The sequence below is a fragment of the Gemella cuniculi DSM 15828 genome (assembly GCF_000425665.1).
GTDB lineage: Bacteria > Bacillota > Bacilli > Staphylococcales > Gemellaceae > Gemella > Gemella cuniculi.
Genome location: NZ_AUDW01000026.1, coordinates 24,873 through 42,462 on the forward strand (window position 1 = coordinate 24,873; position 17,590 = coordinate 42,462).

The 17,590-nt window shown below is 27.7% G+C and carries 21 protein-coding genes and 2 pseudogenes; 12 read left to right on the forward strand and 11 right to left on the reverse strand.

The window, feature by feature from the left end:
- Positions 1-94 precede the first annotated feature (94 nt).
- Both H612_RS0103730 and H612_RS0103735 read left to right on the forward strand, forming a co-directional pair.
- Positions 95-1,504, forward strand: a complete 1,410-nt coding sequence (locus tag H612_RS0103730) for an ApeA N-terminal domain 1-containing protein (protein WP_027130242.1) — start codon at positions 95-97, stop codon at positions 1,502-1,504.
- 188 nt (positions 1,505-1,692) lie between these two features.
- Positions 1,693-2,292 (forward strand): recombinase family protein, encoded by a 600-nt coding sequence (locus H612_RS0103735; RefSeq protein WP_027130243.1) that lies wholly within the window; start codon positions 1,693-1,695, stop codon positions 2,290-2,292.
- Between the two features lie 4 nt (positions 2,293-2,296).
- On the opposite strand, the gene H612_RS09060 is transcribed toward H612_RS0103735, so the two are convergent.
- The 8 genes from H612_RS09060 to H612_RS10250 form a co-directional block, all read right to left on the reverse strand.
- On the reverse strand, positions 2,297-2,662 hold the full coding sequence (locus H612_RS09060; RefSeq protein WP_051210129.1) for a hypothetical protein: 366 nt from the start codon (positions 2,660-2,662) through the stop codon (positions 2,297-2,299).
- Between the two features lie 547 nt (positions 2,663-3,209).
- Entirely contained in the window at positions 3,210-4,058 is an 849-nt protein-coding gene (locus tag H612_RS0103745; protein WP_027130244.1) for a DUF4238 domain-containing protein, read from the reverse strand.
- A gap of 206 nt (positions 4,059-4,264) precedes the next feature.
- A complete protein-coding gene (locus H612_RS10235) occupies positions 4,265-4,657 on the reverse strand; it encodes a tyrosine-type recombinase/integrase (protein ID WP_342663375.1) in 393 nt (130 codons plus the stop codon).
- Positions 4,618-4,890: a tyrosine-type recombinase/integrase gene (locus tag H612_RS10240; RefSeq protein ID WP_027130246.1), complete on the reverse strand. Its 273-nt coding sequence runs from the start codon at positions 4,888-4,890 to the stop codon at positions 4,618-4,620. The genes H612_RS10235 and H612_RS10240 overlap by 40 nt, the downstream gene beginning before the upstream one ends.
- A gap of 160 nt (positions 4,891-5,050) precedes the next feature.
- Positions 5,051-5,374: an Arm DNA-binding domain-containing protein gene (locus H612_RS10245; protein ID WP_027130247.1), complete on the reverse strand. Its 324-nt coding sequence runs from the start codon at positions 5,372-5,374 to the stop codon at positions 5,051-5,053.
- Entirely contained in the window at positions 5,358-5,576 is a 219-nt protein-coding gene (locus tag H612_RS0103765) for a DUF3173 family protein (RefSeq protein WP_027130248.1), read from the reverse strand. The genes H612_RS10245 and H612_RS0103765 overlap by 17 nt, the downstream gene beginning before the upstream one ends.
- A 328-nt stretch (positions 5,577-5,904) precedes the next feature.
- Complete coding sequence (locus H612_RS09880; protein ID WP_027130249.1) at positions 5,905-6,135, reverse strand: rolling circle replication-associated protein; 231 nt, start codon at positions 6,133-6,135, stop codon at positions 5,905-5,907.
- 545 nt (positions 6,136-6,680) lie between these two features.
- Positions 6,681-6,860, reverse strand: a complete 180-nt coding sequence (locus H612_RS10250) for a hypothetical protein (protein WP_051210131.1) — start codon at positions 6,858-6,860, stop codon at positions 6,681-6,683.
- A 307-nt stretch (positions 6,861-7,167) separates the two neighbouring features.
- Here H612_RS10250 and H612_RS10475 point away from each other — a divergent pair.
- The 9 genes and pseudogenes from H612_RS10475 to H612_RS0103820 all read left to right on the forward strand — a co-directional run.
- Positions 7,168-7,332: pseudogene (locus H612_RS10475) on the forward strand (helix-turn-helix domain-containing protein); the annotation flags it as partial.
- 111 nt (positions 7,333-7,443) lie between these two features.
- Positions 7,444-7,656, forward strand: coding sequence for a hypothetical protein (locus tag H612_RS0103785; RefSeq protein WP_156882782.1), 213 nt, complete (start codon positions 7,444-7,446; stop codon positions 7,654-7,656).
- A 13-nt stretch (positions 7,657-7,669) separates the two neighbouring features.
- Entirely contained in the window at positions 7,670-8,164 is a 495-nt protein-coding gene (locus H612_RS0103790; RefSeq protein WP_156882783.1) for a hypothetical protein, read from the forward strand.
- A gap of 175 nt (positions 8,165-8,339) precedes the next feature.
- On the forward strand, positions 8,340-9,764 hold the full coding sequence (locus tag H612_RS09080) for an AlwI family type II restriction endonuclease (protein WP_211223596.1): 1,425 nt from the start codon (positions 8,340-8,342) through the stop codon (positions 9,762-9,764).
- Complete coding sequence (locus tag H612_RS10165; protein WP_211223597.1) at positions 9,730-10,179, forward strand: AlwI family type II restriction endonuclease; 450 nt, start codon at positions 9,730-9,732, stop codon at positions 10,177-10,179. Before H612_RS09080 ends, H612_RS10165 begins: the two co-directional genes overlap by 35 nt.
- Positions 10,180-10,226: 47 nt before the next feature.
- On the forward strand, positions 10,227-11,651 hold the full coding sequence (locus tag H612_RS09710) for an SEFIR domain-containing protein (RefSeq protein ID WP_156882784.1): 1,425 nt from the start codon (positions 10,227-10,229) through the stop codon (positions 11,649-11,651).
- A gap of 433 nt (positions 11,652-12,084) precedes the next feature.
- Positions 12,085-14,058 (forward strand): HsdM family class I SAM-dependent methyltransferase, encoded by a 1,974-nt coding sequence (locus H612_RS0103810; protein ID WP_027130252.1) that lies wholly within the window; start codon positions 12,085-12,087, stop codon positions 14,056-14,058.
- The gene (locus tag H612_RS0103815) at positions 14,051-15,157 is read left to right on the forward strand and encodes a restriction endonuclease subunit S (protein ID WP_027130253.1); all 1,107 of its coding nucleotides are present in this window, start codon (positions 14,051-14,053) and stop codon (positions 15,155-15,157) included. Before H612_RS0103810 ends, H612_RS0103815 begins: the two co-directional genes overlap by 8 nt.
- Before the next feature lie 29 nt (positions 15,158-15,186).
- Positions 15,187-15,690 carry a restriction endonuclease subunit S gene (locus tag H612_RS0103820; RefSeq protein WP_027130254.1) on the forward strand — a complete coding sequence of 168 codons (504 nt, stop codon included), beginning with the start codon at positions 15,187-15,189 and terminating at the stop codon, positions 15,688-15,690.
- A 113-nt stretch (positions 15,691-15,803) separates the two neighbouring features.
- Here the strand turns inward: H612_RS0103820 and H612_RS0103825 are convergent, their stop codons facing one another.
- Entirely contained in the window at positions 15,804-15,992 is a 189-nt protein-coding gene (locus H612_RS0103825) for a hypothetical protein (protein WP_027130255.1), read from the reverse strand.
- Positions 15,993-16,020: 28 nt separating this feature from the next.
- A complete protein-coding gene (locus H612_RS0103830; protein WP_027130256.1) occupies positions 16,021-16,329 on the reverse strand; it encodes a hypothetical protein in 309 nt (102 codons plus the stop codon).
- 38 nt (positions 16,330-16,367) lie between these two features.
- Here H612_RS0103830 and H612_RS0103835 point away from each other — a divergent pair.
- Positions 16,368-16,577: pseudogene (locus H612_RS0103835) on the forward strand (tyrosine-type recombinase/integrase); the annotation flags it as partial.
- Between the two features lie 268 nt (positions 16,578-16,845).
- Here the strand turns inward: H612_RS0103835 and H612_RS09890 are convergent.
- Positions 16,846-16,953, reverse strand: a complete 108-nt coding sequence (locus tag H612_RS09890; protein ID WP_156882785.1) for a putative holin-like toxin — start codon at positions 16,951-16,953, stop codon at positions 16,846-16,848.
- Positions 16,954-17,590: the final 637 nt, after the last annotated feature.

The following is a 17,590-nucleotide window of genomic DNA, read 5'->3' on the forward strand; positions in this document are numbered from 1 at the left end:
CACAATAATAAAATTGAAGAATCTTTAAAATACCGAATACTATCCAGTATTTTAAAGAAAACTACAGATATAATGAAATAGGGGGGGCTCTAAAATGGAACTGTACTATAAAGGGAATGGAAAAATTTTCTATTCCGAAGAAGAATATGAATGTGATTTATATTGGAACAAAGATGAAGGAGGAATCCTTCTTAATATTATCTCCAAATCAAGGGAAACAGGAAACTTTTTTAAATTCCCATTAGAAGTTCCTTTTCTAATAGGAGAATTATCATCAGGTTTAAAATTCACTCTTCTTAACCTTAAACGAAAAGGTGTTCATGAATATTTTTCAAACGGATATACAGAGTTTAGCTTCTATGCAGATTATATTCTTTATGGCGTTGCTAACAGTAAATCAAATGAACAAACATTTCATAAGATACGATTTACTCTATCCAATATTGTTAATTGGGGAGAAATATCAATTTATGAAATAGGAGAGGATTTCACACTGATTAACAAAACCCAGGAAAAAACAAAGACTATATTTGAAAACAATATGTACACAGTAACTTACTCTGTCACTGGATCTATGCTTCCTACGATAGAATATGATATATTGAAAGAAAATATTTCTTTAGAACAATATGGCTCAATAGAAATTACATTTCAAGAAGAGCAAACTTTCAAGATATTTTTAAAAGTTTTTGAAAAAATTAAACATCTAATAGAAATTGCAATGATTAAAAAAATAAATGTTGAAAAGGTAATAGCATACTCAAGTAAAGTTTTATATAGTATTAATAACTTTAAAGCTGAAAAGTCTATTGAAATCTATGGTAAAAATATTAGAAAAGAAAAAAATAAAGAGATATCTACCATTGAAAAAATTAAATGGATATCATTAACTGATCTAATCAACAACCATTCATTTAATAACTACTTCGAAAAACATGAGAAATTGTCTCCTATTCTTGAACTTTTTTTAGAAATATTATACACTCCGTTTAACTCTCACATACGCATATTTTTAAATATAATTCAAGCCTTAGAAACCTATCACTCTCGTTTTATCGCAAGCAATATGACAGAATTCAAAAAACGAATTTATTTACTTAAAGAAAAAAAAATAATTAATAGTGAAGAATTAAAAAGCTTTTTAATGGCAAATAGTAAAAAATTTATAACGCTTGAAAGTCGTTTAGCTGATTTATTACTTGCAAATAGAAGTATTTTTTTTGATACAGGTGAATTAGAACAAACTAAATTCCCTTCTATTATTGCTCGATCACGAAATTACTATATTCATTATGATGAGGAAATCAAACAAAAGCATAAAGTCTTATCTGAAGAAGAATTACAATTTTATAATCGTTCACTATTAAAGATATTAGAATACTATATTCTATTAGAACTTGGTTTTCCTCTGAATAATATCAATATTACTGAAAAACTCTATAAAAGATGGGGAAATATATCTCAAGATATAGAATTTTATAATTTATTAAAACCTCAAAATTAATAATAATCTAAAAATATATACATAAATAAAAAGATAGTCGTAACCTTAAATTAAAGGTTACGACTATCTTTTTACCAAAATCGACTGATATGGGTATACCCATAACAGACAGAATAAAAACCTATAAAATCAACAAAAAAACTGACTGCTATACATGTCTAAAAACTAAAATCCAGGAGGTATACAAAATGAAAATCGGGTATATCAGAACTTCTACTGCAGACCAAAATCTAGATAGACAAAAGAAAATTATGCAAGACTACAAAGTAGATATGCTCTTTAGTGAACAAGAAAGTGGAAAAGACACCAATAGACCTGCACTTAATAAAATGCTGAAATCTATTCAACCTAACGATGAAATAGTAATCTCATCATTGGATAGACTTAGTAGGAACTATAAAGACTCTAAAGAAATCATTCAAATAATTAAAGATAAAGGAGCAACTCTCACAATAGTTGATGCTCCTTTTCTTAATTTTAATACTGGTAATTCTACACTAGACACCGCTATGTTTGATATTTTTCTTTCGCTACTTGGCTATATTGCTCAAAACGAACGTGAAAAAATACTTGAGAGACAACGTCAAGGTATTGAACAAGCCAAACTTAAAGGAGTCTATAATGGACGACCTATAAAATATCATGCATACGCTAAAAATCCACAAGATAAATTTATTTATGAGTGTGTAATTTCTATGCTGGAGAACAAGAAACCTATCCAATCGATAGCAAGACAAATTGGAATATCAAAATCTACGGTATATGAAATAAAAAAGAGGTCTACCTAAAAATCTACATTATATCAAAATCCGATAATCTAGCTATATCTTTTACTAGCGCTTCAAAATTTTCTCTAGTCCAAAGTATTGGATGAGTATCCCCATGATTAACACTATTTCTATTATCTCCCTTATCAAATATAGTTGAACTCTTAAAATATTTTTTATATTCTTCAAGTAAATCTACCAACTCTTTATTTTTACAATTTTCTTCTATAGCCAAGTTTATCAATCCCATACCAACCGTATATCTTTCATTATCCAGTAGTAGATTCAGTCTAAACTCAGTAGTTAATGAACGTATACATTCTTCTAAATAAGAATACATAAATGGAAATAAAACACCATAAGAATCTGGAATCTCCTTATATATCTTCATTGCTAACTCTACATCAGGCAACCAATAGAACAAAATAACTTATTAGCTTAAAAAAAGTAAAGGGCAAGAGTATTTTTTCGTAACCTCAAAAATCTTCCTTGCTGATCCTTTACTTTTTTTTACAACTTATCATTTTTCGCTTTGTTTTTCTTCTGCGAAGCAGACGGAAAAAATTATTTTATCTCGCACCAATCTTATGATATAATTACCCTGTTACTTTTCACTAAACTTGTAACAGAGGGAGGTGCGTTTATGTTTGATTTGTTTGATTTTATACTTTCTATCACGGCAAGTATAACTGCTTATTATATTTGCAAATGACTAGATAGAATTTTTAAAAAGTAACTAGCCTTGAAATAAAAAAGACAGGACTCGCACTCCTGTCTTTTTTATTTATGCTTAATCTGTTTGATTTTGCTTATGTTTTTATTTTAAACCAATACTTTATTTTTGTCAATTCCCTTGGAAAAAATTACAAAAAATAATCTCAAATCTCCACATAACTTTGAAAATAGCAATAATAAGAACTTATCTTAACTTTTCATTATTATTCAAAATGTCTAGATTTTTTGGACCAGTCAGGATCAGAAAATCTATTTTTTATATAAAACTTTGTGTATGAATCAAATTTGCATTTAGAAATCACGAAATAATTTGCTGTTTCAATTTGTGATTCATTAAGATATTTATTCTTTTCCTTTTCCATATTTATGATAATATTATCTGAGCAACTATACTCATCCGCTTGAAAACCCAAACAATAATCTTGAGAAATAGGCATATACATTTGTTTCCAATCATTCATTCCAATTACAGGATTATCACTTGTAATAAAATTACCTGTAACAATATGAAAATGCATACTTTTAGGTTTTTTAAATATTTTTAAAATTGCTTCTAGTTTACCTTCTTTTTTGAACTCATTATTAAATTCTAAAATTTCATTTTTACTATCCCTTATTTCCTGTAGGTCTATTGGATACTTTCTTGGAATATAATTTATATCTGCTGCCCTAATAAAATTAATTCGCCCTCTATCCGTCCTAAAGAACTGTACAATCATATATTTATATAAAAACTCTATCTCTTCATCATTTATATCTACAGTAGGCCGACAGCACCTAGTAATTTTAATAGTTTTTAGGATATTATCAACAATTGGTCCAAGTTTATCTTCAAGCGAACTCAATTCATCTTCCAATTTATTATCAACATCTAATCCACCATTTTCAGATGTTCCCTCATATGTATATCTAGCTGCACAAACTTTATCATATCTCATATATCCAAATTTATTTTTGCTAGCTAATCTAATATATACATAAAATTTATTGTCGGCGTTTGCAAAGTGCTTAAGCAACGTTCTAGGATAATAATGCTGTTTGTCCGTTCCCATATCAAAATATACCTCCCTCTTTTTTCTAATGAATACAAAAAAAGAATGATATACTGCAATTATATCATTCTTTTCTCAATTTTCCTACAAATTTAAGTATTAATCTACTTCTATTTTTCAAAATAACGCCCTTTAGAATCATTTTAAGATATCTTCACAGCGAGAATGAAATTCGACGTTTAAACACCCTTTATTTTATCTATTATTTAGTTTTCTTCGAATAGTCTATCAATTTTTTTAGCAACTTTTCTATTGTAATTAGGATATAAATGCCCATAAGTTCCCAAAGTCGTTTCAATATCCTCATGTCCCAAACGTTCCTTTATCACTAACGCATTTTCTTGCATAGATATCAACATAGACGCATGCGAGTGCCTTAAAGCATGTACCTTTATTCTATGAACACCAACTGCCCCATAATTATTATCAATGATGTGTTTAGGCATATACTTATTTATTGGTATCCCATTGTATGATAAAACATACTTCGAAGGACAATTTTTACCTTGAACATCTTTCCAATGTTTTAAATTACATATAGTCTTGTTATCTAGAACTATTATCCTGATGCACTTGTTTTTGTTTCTGTAACATAAAATTCTTGTGCATTTTTATAATACATAGACTTATTTATACATAACAAATTATCTGCGAAATCAATATCTCCCCATTCTAAAGCTTGTGCTTCCCCAATCCTCATACCAGTCATAAACAACAGCCAAATAACGATATACGAGTAATGTTCATAATAAAAATTTTTATCAAATTGATTTATAAACTTTTTAAATTCCTCTAATGTCCAAAAATCAACTTTTGTCTTTGCTTTCTTCACATTTCCTACTTGTTTAGCTATATTTTTCTGAAGCAGACCTAAAGTTACAGCTAAATCTAATGTTTTTTTAAAAGAACCGTATATAGAATGAGTATATTCACTTGTATATTCCTTTGTTAGAGTATTTTGCCATTTTTTATCATAGGGGCGTTAATATCTTTTAATTTTCTTTAAAAAAATACTTAAAATGTTTATTCATACTAACAACTCTATTTTCGTAGGTGCTATCTCTTACTTGTTGCTTATAATGTGGTAAATAATAAGTTTTATAAAACTCTTGATAACTCATTGTACTGTTCTTCTTTACAGCTGTTTTTGAGTAATCATTCATATATTCATCATAGGCTATTTTTGCTTCTTTTTGTGAAGAAAATCCTCTTTCCCAATGTCGTACCCTATTACCATTTTCATCATATCCTAAATTAGCAACGAAATACCAACGATTAGTTTTTTTGTCTAAATACACATTAGATATTTTTGGCATGATATTCTTTCAACTGAATTGTTAAATTATCAATCCCTAATATTTTTCCAACTATTTTGACCGGAACACGTCCTAATCGCCTATTATCATAATATCCATAGCCTTGGTTAACCATGTAACGTTTAGCTTTTCGTATAATATCTGATGATTGACTTACTCCATATCCTAAATTTTGTAAATCTTGTCGTGTCATTGTTAACATTCTCTATCATTCCTTTCTCATTTTTAAATATATCACTCTAGATTGCTTAAATTTCTTATTAGCTAATTCTTCATCATTTCTTATTACTTGCTTTTCAGGTATTAATCTTGTATACTCTTTACTGTAAATAACTTTAGGGTCTTTTATATTAACATCTACTACATCTGTTAATATCTTATAGACTTTAGGTTTTTTTTTATAATCTTTTTCGTCTACATTCTTTGAAAAATACTTCGATAGGTATCTCCCTCGGTTTTCCTTGCTATCTACTCAATCTTATTTATTTTTATATATCCATTCCCCAAAATTTTTTCTAACTGTTTCGCTTTTACAAAAGGGAAATCAAAAAAATTATACGATAATGAATGGCTCCACGTTTCTGTTTTTCCCATACTGCAATATACTTTAACATAGTTTTCTTTACCTCACGTAACTTATAATTTAATCGTTTTATGAAATTAGTAAATTCATTATTAGAGAAATCTGTATCCTGTATTTTAAATGTCAAAGTCATAAATTTAGTTTTATCATCGAGATTACAGTCTGTTAACTTTGACATTTCCCATCTCATATTTTCATAGTACCTTTGTACTCTTTTTAATTTTTCATAATGAGTTGAAGTTTTGATATCTTATTTTGAAATATTTTCTTTAGAATTATAATCAAAATTGTCTAATTTATCTTGATTATTTTTTTCTCCATGCTTACACATAATTCCATCATCAATATACAATCACATTTCTACAAAATCTACTGTTTCTATAACCTTGGTATTATAATATTCTTTGCCCAATTTTCAAGCCTGCAGGACAGATTTTTTATCTAATTTTTCGCATTATGTTGTCCTATATATTAAATTAAGTGTAGAAGTATTCGTTACACTCATACTTCTCAAAATCTGTTTTTCGTCTTTACCGCTTAACGCGTTACGACGTAACAGATTTTGACTTCTTAGGACACTATTACTGCACTTTTTGCATTAGCAGAAATACCAATTGTTACAAAACCATTATTAGCAGTAGCATATGGCTTAATTATTAAATTATCAAACGTCATATTTACTGTACCTTTAGTTTCAAGTTCTTCTTGTGTAATTATAGGAAGTTAAGATTCAATTTTAATCGAAAATTTTTCAAATCTTAATTTAGGTAATACTACTTCATATTTCCAACCTTTTTTTATAACCTCTTCTCCATTTCTTTCTGCCCATTCAGATACTTGAACTACTGAATATTGTTTTTCTAAAACTTTATCTGATAAAGATAAATTACTTATTTTAATCATATTTATTTTTCCTTTCTTGGGCAATAATCAAAATTTTATAGATTACCTTATATCACCCCTTTTTAGTATTATTTTATTTGATTATTGTGTATAATGTACTTAAAAGATTATTTAACCTTTTGAACACATTACACAGTGTTTAAATGTGTTCATCAAGTCTTTTCTTTTTATTATTTTTACACATTAAATACATTTAAGAGGTTACTTATGAACAAAAAAAAGAATTTATCGGATTTATATCCAGATTTAAGTTATAACATTAGAGAATTTAAGAAAAGAATTAAATTTAACATAAAAAGAACTTGCTGAAATTGCTAAAATATACTATAGAACTATTCAAAACTATGAAAATAGAATAACCCCTCCTTCATTAAATATAATTGAAAAAATAGCATTAGCACTTGGTGTCTCAGTAGAGAGACTTATCAGTAATTACATATTTGATAACAATACTACTGCAACTAAATTTTAGAAAAAATCAATAATGATAAAGTATATAATCAAAAAATTAATAACTTAATTTTAACTGATATAATTTTTGATATAGTTGACTTAGAAATGAGATATAAACATGAAACTTTAGATGAGAAAACACTTGATAACAGTATTGGAGGAAAAAAATAATACCTCTTATGATACAAAATACTATCTAATAAAATTAATGTTAGAGAAAAGGTTAAATAAAACTATTGAGGATTTAAAAAATGAAATGTCTAAAAATTATTTAGATATTCGAGAAATATATCGTTCAAAAGATAATGCTATGGGATATATTATTGATAAAAAAAGATATTAAAAGGTGTCAAATTATGAAATGTGATTTTATTAATTATGAATTTTTAAAAAGTATGATTGCAGTTATTATAGGAGCTATAATTCCTGTAGTTTCTAGTTACATACTAGAAAAAAAACGATTAACCAATAACAAAAGGAAAATAAGATTCGAACAAAATCTTAATACATTAAGAAAATTAAAAGTCAATCACTTAAATTTAACCCATTTAATTAATGATAATTACGTATTTTGTGAATATATGTCGAATGATAAAAAATCTATTATTGATCAATCTGATAAAATTTATATAAATTACTTAAAAAAGTTATATTACACTTCTCTTAAAAATATAAAATTAAATAATGAGCTATTAAATTTGGAAATAAAAAACATATCTGAATTACATAAGGAAATTATAAGTTTTATTGATAGTAGAAATAATAATACTGAATTCAACACTACTAATTTAGAAAAATACAGTAAATTAGTAGAAAATAATATTCTAAATACTATTAAGAAATATAGATAGATAATTTGCAATCATTTTACAACCAATAAATAAAAATTCTAACAAAATCATTTCTTTTCAATTATCTTAAACTATGCTAAAATAAGGAAAAACAATCAAAACATTATAGTAGTTGAGGCACAGTTATTGCTTCTTGATGAGTTTATAATGAAGTTGTAAAAGACTCAAGTTGGCAATGGAAGAATATATAGCTATACAAGAAAAATATTATGATTTCATGAAAAACAAAGCCTTCTTAACAGGTGATGCGAAAAGGAAGGACAAAGATGCCAGAGAAAAAACATCGGGTTTAGTTGATATTGGTCTAATTACAGAAGATAGATTGATTACAGAAGCAGGAAGAAAACTGCTTAAAATAACAAGCAGTGGGGATTTTGAAACCAATAATGTGTTTAACATTAACAGTGATAGCTTTATCTATCTAAAACAGCTTCTTAAAACAAGTATAGATGTAAGTGGTAGTATAGTTAGATCGTTTGTTGTGGTTATAAAGTATCTAACTGAACTTGAGTTTTTAAGTTATGATGAATTTACTTATTTCGTTCCATTAATTAGAGATGACGAAAGTGCAAAGCAAATTATATCGGATATCAAATTATATAGAGAAGGTAAAATTTCGCCAGAAGAAATAATTTATAAGAGGCTTATGCAAATGGATAACTATAAAGTTTCTAGGGAAGAATTTATAGCCTCTGATGTTGATGAAAATTTAATATGTTTAATCGGAATGAATCGTAAAATCAGAAGCTATGACAAGCCATATTATAAATTGTATCAGTCTATAAAGAATATATTCCTTGATGGCGAAAGTGATTATGAATCACTATTAAATTCTGCAAAGAATATAAATCAAAAAACTGGAATATTGTGGAGAATTTTACTATTTAAAACAACCAATATTGGTATTGTAAGAAAAAATGGGAAGTCTTCAATTCACAAACAATGCCCATTTATAAACTGTAAAAATGAAACAGAACTAAAAGAAGTGTTTTTCAAATATTTACATGTTTTTAAAGCAATGGCGACTTTATCTGATTATTTTGATTTAAATAGAAGATATTTTAATATTACAGATACTCTAATTTTTGAAGATCGTATGATTAAGTTGGATATGATTCCAAAGTATTATTTTAAAGAAATTATTGATGTTCTGTATACAGAAACTTTTAGTAAAGATAATAATCTCAGAGCTGATGCTTCACTTGAAACTATATCAGAAGCATTCAAGTTAGATATTAGCAAAGTATATACAGCTTTAAGTAAAGATTTAGGAATTACAATTAAGAGTCCGGAACAAGCTGCAACTTATGTAAATGATGAACAATACAGAAGATTTAACACTTTGATTGATAAGAAATTTAACGATTCTGTGCTTATAGAGTTACTAAATTGTTTTGAGAAACGTGATGATAAAAGGATTGAAGAACTGGTTACAGATGAGGCTGCAATACCAACTATCTTTGAATATATTTTGGGAATTATATGGTATAAAGTAAGTGAAAGACAAGGGAATATTTTGGACTTCATGAAATTATCACTAGAAGCTAATTTATTGCCTAAGACACATGCAGCCGGAGGTTATGCAGATTATTATATATGAATATGAAGCGTGTACTTCTTATCCTAAGCATTCGCTATTACTTGAAGCAACTCTTGCAGATGGAAATAATCAAAGAAGAATGGAAATGGAGCCTGTTTCAAGACATTTAGGAGATTATAGGATTAGATTTAATAATCCGTTTGATTACAGCCTATTTGTAAGCACATACTTAGATAAAAATGTAATCTCAGATTTTAGATATAGAAAGATAATTCCATATACCAGAGATGAAGAAACCATTACAGGCATGAAGATTATTTCAATGGACACAGATTCTCTTAAGAAGATAATTGAAAATAAAGTTAAGTATAAGCACCTGTATGAAGTATTTGATAAATATCATGAAATGCCATTAGAGACGATAGACTGGCATGATGGGATGATAAAAGAGGCTACTGGGGAGTATAAGTCATAGTGATAAAGAATACTTATTTTGAAAGGAATACATGGGAATTGATACAGATGAAGAATAGAATTGAACATCCTAAGATTTTTATTTCATATGCTTGGGGATCACAGGAACATGATGAGAAGGTTATTGCTTTAGCTGCAAATCTTAAAGGAGATGGTGTAGATGTCATTTTTGATAAATGGCAACTAAAAGAAGGCAATGATACCTTTAAATTCATGGAAAAAAGTGTTTTAGATGAGAGTATTACTAATGTACTGATTCTTATAGATCCTATTTATGCAAAGAAAGCAAATGAAAGAGCCGGTGGCGTAGGTACAGAAACACAGATTATATCATCGGAAGTATACAACAAGGTAGAACAGAGAAAATTTATACCGATTGTATTCGAGAGAGATAATGAAGGCAACGTGTGTAAGCCACAGTACTTAAAGGGGCTTTTGCACTTCGATTTATCGTTGCCAGATACTTATGATACTGAGTATCAGAGAATGGTGCGTACATTATATGGGATAGATACATATAAGGAGCCAGAATTAGGAAAACCGCCAATTTGGTTAGAGGAGATACCTAAAGTGTCATATAAGTCCAGAGTGACAAGCGATTTTTTTCGAGGATCGGCAAGTGAAACCTTAAAGAAAAATAAGTTTGCTGAGAATCTAGAAGAACTTAAAAAACAGATTTTGGAATATGATTATACTAAAAAAGATGTTATTACATGCTATCTTGAGCTAATACCCTTCAGAGACGAATTTCTTATTCTCGTTAAAAGTTCTGAATATGTTCAGGAGGGGTATAAATATATAGCGAAATTCCTAGAAGAATTAATGTATGAAATACGAAGACAGCAAATAAATTATGCCAACTTGAAAGTGACGTTTGTGCATGAGTGTTTCATATATTCGGTAGCGTATTATCTTAAAAAGAATGCAAATGAAGCTTTGAGATATCTTCTGAATAAAACATATTTTGCAGGCACCTCACATTTTAATCAGGACGCTGATAGTTATAACTGCTTTTATTGCTATAACGATGTTTTGGATAACGCAGTATGTAAAAGAGATGATAAGAATTATTATTGTGGAACTGCAGCACTATGGATTGAAAATATTAATGTAGAAATATGCAATAAAGATGAGTTTGTTTCGGGAGATTTGCTTTGTCACAGTGCGTCACTTTTGATTTCAAATTATGATAAAGGCTGGGCATGGTTTCCCTTAACATATGTTTATAATACCGATGAGTATAGGGGACTATTTGCAACTTATTCAAAAAGGTTGGTGTCAAAGGAATATTTGGAAAACATGTTGTTCATTCTTGATTTTGAATCAATTGATGCGTTTAAGAAACAATATAAGAGCGTGGAGGAAAAGTTCCATAATGGAGACTTGAAGGAGTATCGTTATAATAGTTGTTTTGAAACGGCAAAAAATTTCTGGAATTATATGAAGACCGAAGAGTTGGGAACAAGAAATTAGCCTTACTGTGTATAGTATATAGATAATACTAAACAAGACAGGTTATCGGGATGTTAAGTAATAGTTTCGTGCTTGCAATATGCTTGCAAAAAATCGGATAAACATAAATAAAATGGATAATAGAGCTAAAACCGATAACAAAAACATTGATTTTATGCCATTTATACAAAACGATATCAATGGACATATCGAGTGGGAATAGAGTACAAACTAAATTTGAAAGGAAAATCCTAATTTAACTGCGTTTTTAGTTGTTTGAAATGTGTAAAAACTCTATAAATCGATTAGGTTACCCACCAAAAAATAAACTCAAAATAAACCTACAAGAAAATAAAATTTCTTTCTTGTAGGTTTTGCTATATTTTATTAAAATATAGTTCAATTATGATATAATTAAAAAGTAATTATAAACTATAGTAAGGAATATATATTAATGGCAAAGAAAGAAGCAAATACAGACCTTTGGGTATATGACCTATTAAAAGAAGCAAAAATAAATGATAAATTTTCAGCACAAGGAAGTACAATTAAAGAAATTAATGATGCCTTAAAAAGTGCATCAAAAAAAGGAACTGGGAAAACAGGTTATCCAGAATATGTAGGTGTCGTAAAAGATTTTTTAATAGTAATAGAAGATAAAGCTGATACAAAAAAACATATTAAACTAACTGAACAAGAATTAGTTGCAGAAGATATACCTAGTGTAATTGATTATGCAGTTAATGGAGCTATATTTTATGGTAAACATTTATCAGCACATACAAGCTATACAAAAATCATTGCGATAGGTATAAGCGGAAATGAGAAAATACATAGAATAACGCCAGTCTATATAAATGAAAGACAAGAATATACTATTTTAGATACTATTGAAACACTCATATCATTTAGTGAAAATAATATCGATGAATACTATATTAAGGAAATATTAAAAGAGGATACAGATAAAGAAAAAGAAACGGCAGAAATATTAAAAGAAGCGAGTATTTTACATGAAGACTTAAGAAATTACGGTAATTTAGAAGAAAAAAATAAACCTCTAGTTGTTTCTGGAATATTACTAGCACTTAGAGAAATTGATTTTAAAAACTTTAGCATAGATAATTTAAGTGGAGATAGATTGCGAACGGATGGACAAAAAATATATGAGGCAATAAAGTCCAATTTAGATAAAGCAAATGTATCTCCGCAAGTAAAAAAAGATAAACTATTGAGTCAATTTTCTATTATACGAGATGATGTAAAAATAAATGAAGTTAATGACACATTAGGAAAAACGCCTTTAAAACATTTCACAGAATTTTTATACAATAGTATTTATCAAAGCATACGTTACAATAATTCAGCAGAAGATTATTTAGGTAGATTTTATGGTGAATTTATGTCTTATAGTGGAGGTGATGGTCAGAACCTTGGAATAGTTCTTACACCAAAACATATTACAGAGTTCTTCTGTGATTTATTAGAACTAAAAACAGATGATAAGATATTAGACCCTTGTTGTGGAACTGCGGGTTTTCTTATAACATCTATGCATAATATGATTAAGAAAACCGAAGATGAAAGTGAAATAAGAAATATTAAGAAAAATCAACTCTTCGGTATAGAAGAACAATCATATATGTTTACAATAGCTACTACAAATATGATACTTCGTGGAGATGGAAAAAGTAATCTTGAAAATAAAGACTTTTTAAAAGAAAACTCAGCTCAACTACAATTAAAAGGATGTACTGTGGGAATGATGAATCCTCCCTACTCTATGGGATCTAAAGCAAATCCAACTCTTTATGAAATTAATTTTATCAACCATCTATTAAATTCGTTAGTAGAAGATGGAAAAGCTGCAGTTATAGTTCCACAAAGTACTTTTACAGGTAAAACAAAAGACGAACAAAAACTTAAAGAAGAGATTTTAAAAAAACATACTTTAGAAGGTGTAATAACACTTAATAAAAATACATTTTATGGTGTAGGTACTAATCCATGTATAGCAATTTTTACAGCACATAATCCACACCCGAAAAATAAAGTATGTAAGTTTATTAATTTTGAAAATGATGGATATATAGTAAGTAAGCATATTGGACTAATAGATGACGGCTCACATAAAGATAAAAAACAACATTTACTTGATGTTTGGTCTGGGAAAAATGAAGCACCTACTAAATTCTGTGTAGAAACAACAGTCGAAGCAACAGACGAGTGGCTACATTCTTTCTATTATTTTAACGATGAAATACCTAGCGAAGAAGATTTTAAAAAGACAATCGCTGACTACTTAACATTTGAAGTAAACATGATAACTCATGGTAGAGGGTATTTATTTGGACTAGAAGATGATATTGAAGAAATAGAAGAGAAAAAAATATTAAAAGTAGCTGAAAGTGGTGAAAAATATGAGTAAATTAACACTAGATAGCGTGGAGTGGAAAGAGTTCAAATTAATAGATATTTTTGATATAAAAGATGGATACTATAATAAAAAGCCTCCTATAGATATTGACGGGGACATCCCTTTCCTTGGTGCAACCAAATATGATAATGGTATTACAGGATACTATAATTTTCAAACTATAAAAAAATGGGATAAGGTGGGAAATATTAACAGTACAAATTTTGAAAATAGACTATATGATGGAAATTGTTTAGCAATAACAAACAATGGTTCAATAGGTAATATTTACTATCAACTTCATCAATTTACATATAGTCATGATGTGACACCTGTTTATTTGAAAAATAAAAAATTGAATAAATTTTTAGCTCAATTTTTAGCAACTATGCTAAAAAAAACTTCAGAAAGTTTTGAGTATGCAAAAAAATGGAGACCTGAACGAATGAGAAAATCCAAATTATTACTTCCTATAACTTCTGACGGTTCTCCTAACTGGCAATTTATGGAAGATTATATTAAGCAAGAAATGAAAAAGCAAAGTCAAAAGATAGTAAATTACTATGAAGATAAACTTTTAAAACTAGGCTTTGAATTACTTGATTATGAAGTAGAATGGAAAGCATTTAAAGTAAAAGATTTATTTGATGTAAAATCAGTAAAAGGAAAAGCTATATCTCATTATAAGAGTGGGAACACTCCATATATTTCCACTTCTTCACTTGATAATGGATTAAATAATTTTGTTGATACTGAAGAAGGAATAAGTCTAGAAAAATGTATTTCAATAGATCCAATAGGTGGAAAAGCCTTCTTCCATAATTATAAGTTTATAGGACGTGGAGGAGCTGGTTCAGCAATAAACTTGCTTTATAATAAAAATATTAACGAAAACTCGAGTTTATTTATTTGTAAAATGTTAGAAAGTAGTTCTACGAATAAAGCTTCTTATGGTGTTCAATTAAATGGTAATAGATTAAAAAACTTAAAACTTATTCTTCCAATTGATAAAACTGGGAATCCTCATTGGAAATATATGAGTAATTTCGTAAAGAAACTTGAAAAAGAAAATATAGAGAAAACGCTTAAATATATATATATATATATTTAATTGCTAGAAAACTTGAAAATGAATATTTATTGAAAAATATTTCATGGAAAGAATTTTTCATTGAAGATATTTGTGAAATCAAGTCTGGAAAAGATATTTATGAACGTGAACGTATTAATGGAAATACTCCTTATATCACAGCTACAGCATCTAATAACGGCATAGGATATTTTATTTCAAACAGTAATACTACGTTACAAGAAAAATGTATTTCCGTTAATCGTAACGGCTCTGTTGGATATTCTTTTTATCATTCATATCCAGCACTCTTTGGAAATGATACAAGAAAACTTATTCCTAAATATAATAATGACCATGTCGCTAAATTCATTTCATTTATGATTTCTAGCCAAAAGGAAAAATATGGATATGGTTATAAAATGGGAACTGCACGGTTAAAACGTCAAAAAATATTACTTCCTATTAATAACGATGAATCAATAAACTATGAATTCATGAAAAAATATGTAATAATACAAGAAATAATTTCTATAACATCAATTCTTGATTATTATACTAGTAAACTAAGTTAACTATTCAAAACCAAAAAAAGCACTTTTCTAATTTATTAGAATAGTGCTCTTTTAATAATTCTAAACTAACATTAATGAAATTATTATTAGTTTGTTCCTTGCTTTGTTTATCTCTATATTTTTTGTTGTAAATTATTTTTTATTGCCTCTACTATTCTATTACATTCTCCTTGTAATTCATATGATTTTCTTTTGAATTTTTCTAAATTCTCATTATTCCTTATTTGTTTATTATACAGTTTTTTTGATATCCTCTTAACATAATCTTTATTATTTTCTTCTAGTATAGTTTTTATGTTCATTAATATATCATCTGTAGGAGCTTTATATTTAATTTTTTCTTTTACTACTAGCTGTTTTCAACTCTTTGTATCCTTCTAATTTTCTTAAAGTATTATCTTCTCTATATTTTTGTATTCTTTCTATTATACGCTTATTGCTTTCTATCTGGATATTATTATCGCTTATAATATTATTTATTCTCTCTAAATATTGATTTTGATTATCTAATGCTTTTAATATTTCTGATGAATAGTTTATTATTTCTTCATTTGGTAACTTACCTATTTTATCTTCTAATTCACTTAATGGATATTTATAATTTATATGTAGTATTCTACTTTCTAATTCGATTAACAAATTAATAATGATAAAATAAAAATATACAATGATGTGTAGTTGGGAGAATTATCAATAAACATTCTGCATTGGCAAATGTTCACAAAATACAGGCAAAAGGATTAAGACATAGCCACGCAAGTTATTTAATAAATGAACATAATGCAGATATATTAGTAATATCAAAAAGATTAGGACACTCAAGCCCAGAAATTACATTGAAACACTATTCACACTTATGGGGAAATAATGATAGAAGTATTGCTGAAATATAAAAATCAGCTTTAATGATACTATAAAAAGACAAACTTTATCGGTAATCAACACATTTCGAAAAAACTAATTAAAGAAGGTTAATAAAAATAGACTGCTTAAATATCTTCACTTGACATCTAAGTAGTCTATATAAAATTATTGCATTTAAAATCAATATATGCTAAAATGAAAATATGAAAGAGAGAACCGTTTTAAAGACGGTGGCTCTATTATATAGTTATTTTATAACCATCTTACAACAAAGCCAAAGTATAAAGATGGTTATTTTTTATTGTCTTTTAACGCAATGATAGCAACAACTAGAATCAAGATTGAGACAATAAGTGCCGCAAAAGCTATCATCAGTTGAAGTGCTTCAAATACAGACATCTGCTACTCCTTCCCTTAAGATTTTGATGTATGCGAAGGCTATATCGTTAGTATTTTGAGCGAAAAATACGCAAAAAAAATACTTATCGAGATAGCTTTGCAAGGAAACACTAATCTTAGCGAACAGTGTGAGCAACAAGATTAGCATGTTTCTACTGCTCATAGCACCATCCCCTTTCGTATTGAAGTAGCCACCATCTTTATCGAAAGATTTTACTCTCTCTAACTTTTCTCTCCCGACTCAATTATAGCAAATTTCATATTAATAATCAATCGCTAACAACCGTTGATATAATAGTAATTTTTGTTGAAATATTACACAAATCCATCCCTGCCGTTTTCCCTGCCGGCATAAAAAAAATCTTCTCACAAATGCTGTAATATCAATATATCAAGTGAGATTTTGCTACATTTGAATGAGAATAAAAGAATAGTAATATATATAGATAAAAGCCTTGATTTTTAAGGCTTTTTATTTCAAAAAAATTAATAAAAATAAACTTTTCGGCATATTATTCCCTACCACTCGCCTCAAATAAATATATTCAATAAAAAACTTAGATATTTTTATAATCTAAGTTTTTTATTTATTTCTAATATCATTATGCTAAATGTAAAACTTATAGTATAATAAATA

Bases quoted from the DNA above. Each gene is read 5' to 3' on its own strand.
- H612_RS0103730 (WP_027130242.1), top strand. From the start codon at position 95: ATGGAACTGTACTATAAAGGGAATGGAAAAATTTTCTATTCCGAAGAA.
- H612_RS0103735 (WP_027130243.1), top strand. From the start codon at position 1,693: ATGAAAATCGGGTATATCAGAACTTCTACTGCAGACCAAAATCTAGAT.
- H612_RS09060 (WP_051210129.1), bottom strand. From the start codon at position 2,662: ATGAAGATATATAAGGAGATTCCAGATTCTTATGGTGTTTTATTTCCA.
- H612_RS0103745 (WP_027130244.1), bottom strand. From the start codon at position 4,058: ATGGGAACGGACAAACAGCATTATTATCCTAGAACGTTGCTTAAGCAC.
- H612_RS10245 (WP_027130247.1), bottom strand. From the start codon at position 5,374: ATGCCAAAAATATCTAATGTGTATTTAGACAAAAAAACTAATCGTTGG.
- H612_RS0103765 (WP_027130248.1), bottom strand. From the start codon at position 5,576: ATGTTAACAATGACACGACAAGATTTACAAAATTTAGGATATGGAGTA.
- H612_RS09880 (WP_027130249.1), bottom strand. From the start codon at position 6,135: ATGTCAAAGTTAACAGACTGTAATCTCGATGATAAAACTAAATTTATG.
- H612_RS10250 (WP_051210131.1), bottom strand. From the start codon at position 6,860: ATGATTAAAATAAGTAATTTATCTTTATCAGATAAAGTTTTAGAAAAA.
- H612_RS0103785 (WP_156882782.1), top strand. From the start codon at position 7,444: ATGAGAAAACACTTGATAACAGTATTGGAGGAAAAAAATAATACCTCT.
- H612_RS0103790 (WP_156882783.1), top strand. From the start codon at position 7,670: ATGAAATGTGATTTTATTAATTATGAATTTTTAAAAAGTATGATTGCA.
- H612_RS09080 (WP_211223596.1), top strand. From the start codon at position 8,340: ATGGAAGAATATATAGCTATACAAGAAAAATATTATGATTTCATGAAA.
- H612_RS10165 (WP_211223597.1), top strand. From the start codon at position 9,730: ATGCAGCCGGAGGTTATGCAGATTATTATATATGAATATGAAGCGTGT.
- H612_RS09710 (WP_156882784.1), top strand. From the start codon at position 10,227: ATGAAGAATAGAATTGAACATCCTAAGATTTTTATTTCATATGCTTGG.
- H612_RS0103810 (WP_027130252.1), top strand. From the start codon at position 12,085: ATGGCAAAGAAAGAAGCAAATACAGACCTTTGGGTATATGACCTATTA.
- H612_RS0103815 (WP_027130253.1), top strand. From the start codon at position 14,051: ATGAGTAAATTAACACTAGATAGCGTGGAGTGGAAAGAGTTCAAATTA.
- H612_RS0103825 (WP_027130255.1), bottom strand. From the start codon at position 15,992: ATGAACATAAAAACTATACTAGAAGAAAATAATAAAGATTATGTTAAG.
- H612_RS09890 (WP_156882785.1), bottom strand. From the start codon at position 16,953: ATGTCTGTATTTGAAGCACTTCAACTGATGATAGCTTTTGCGGCACTT.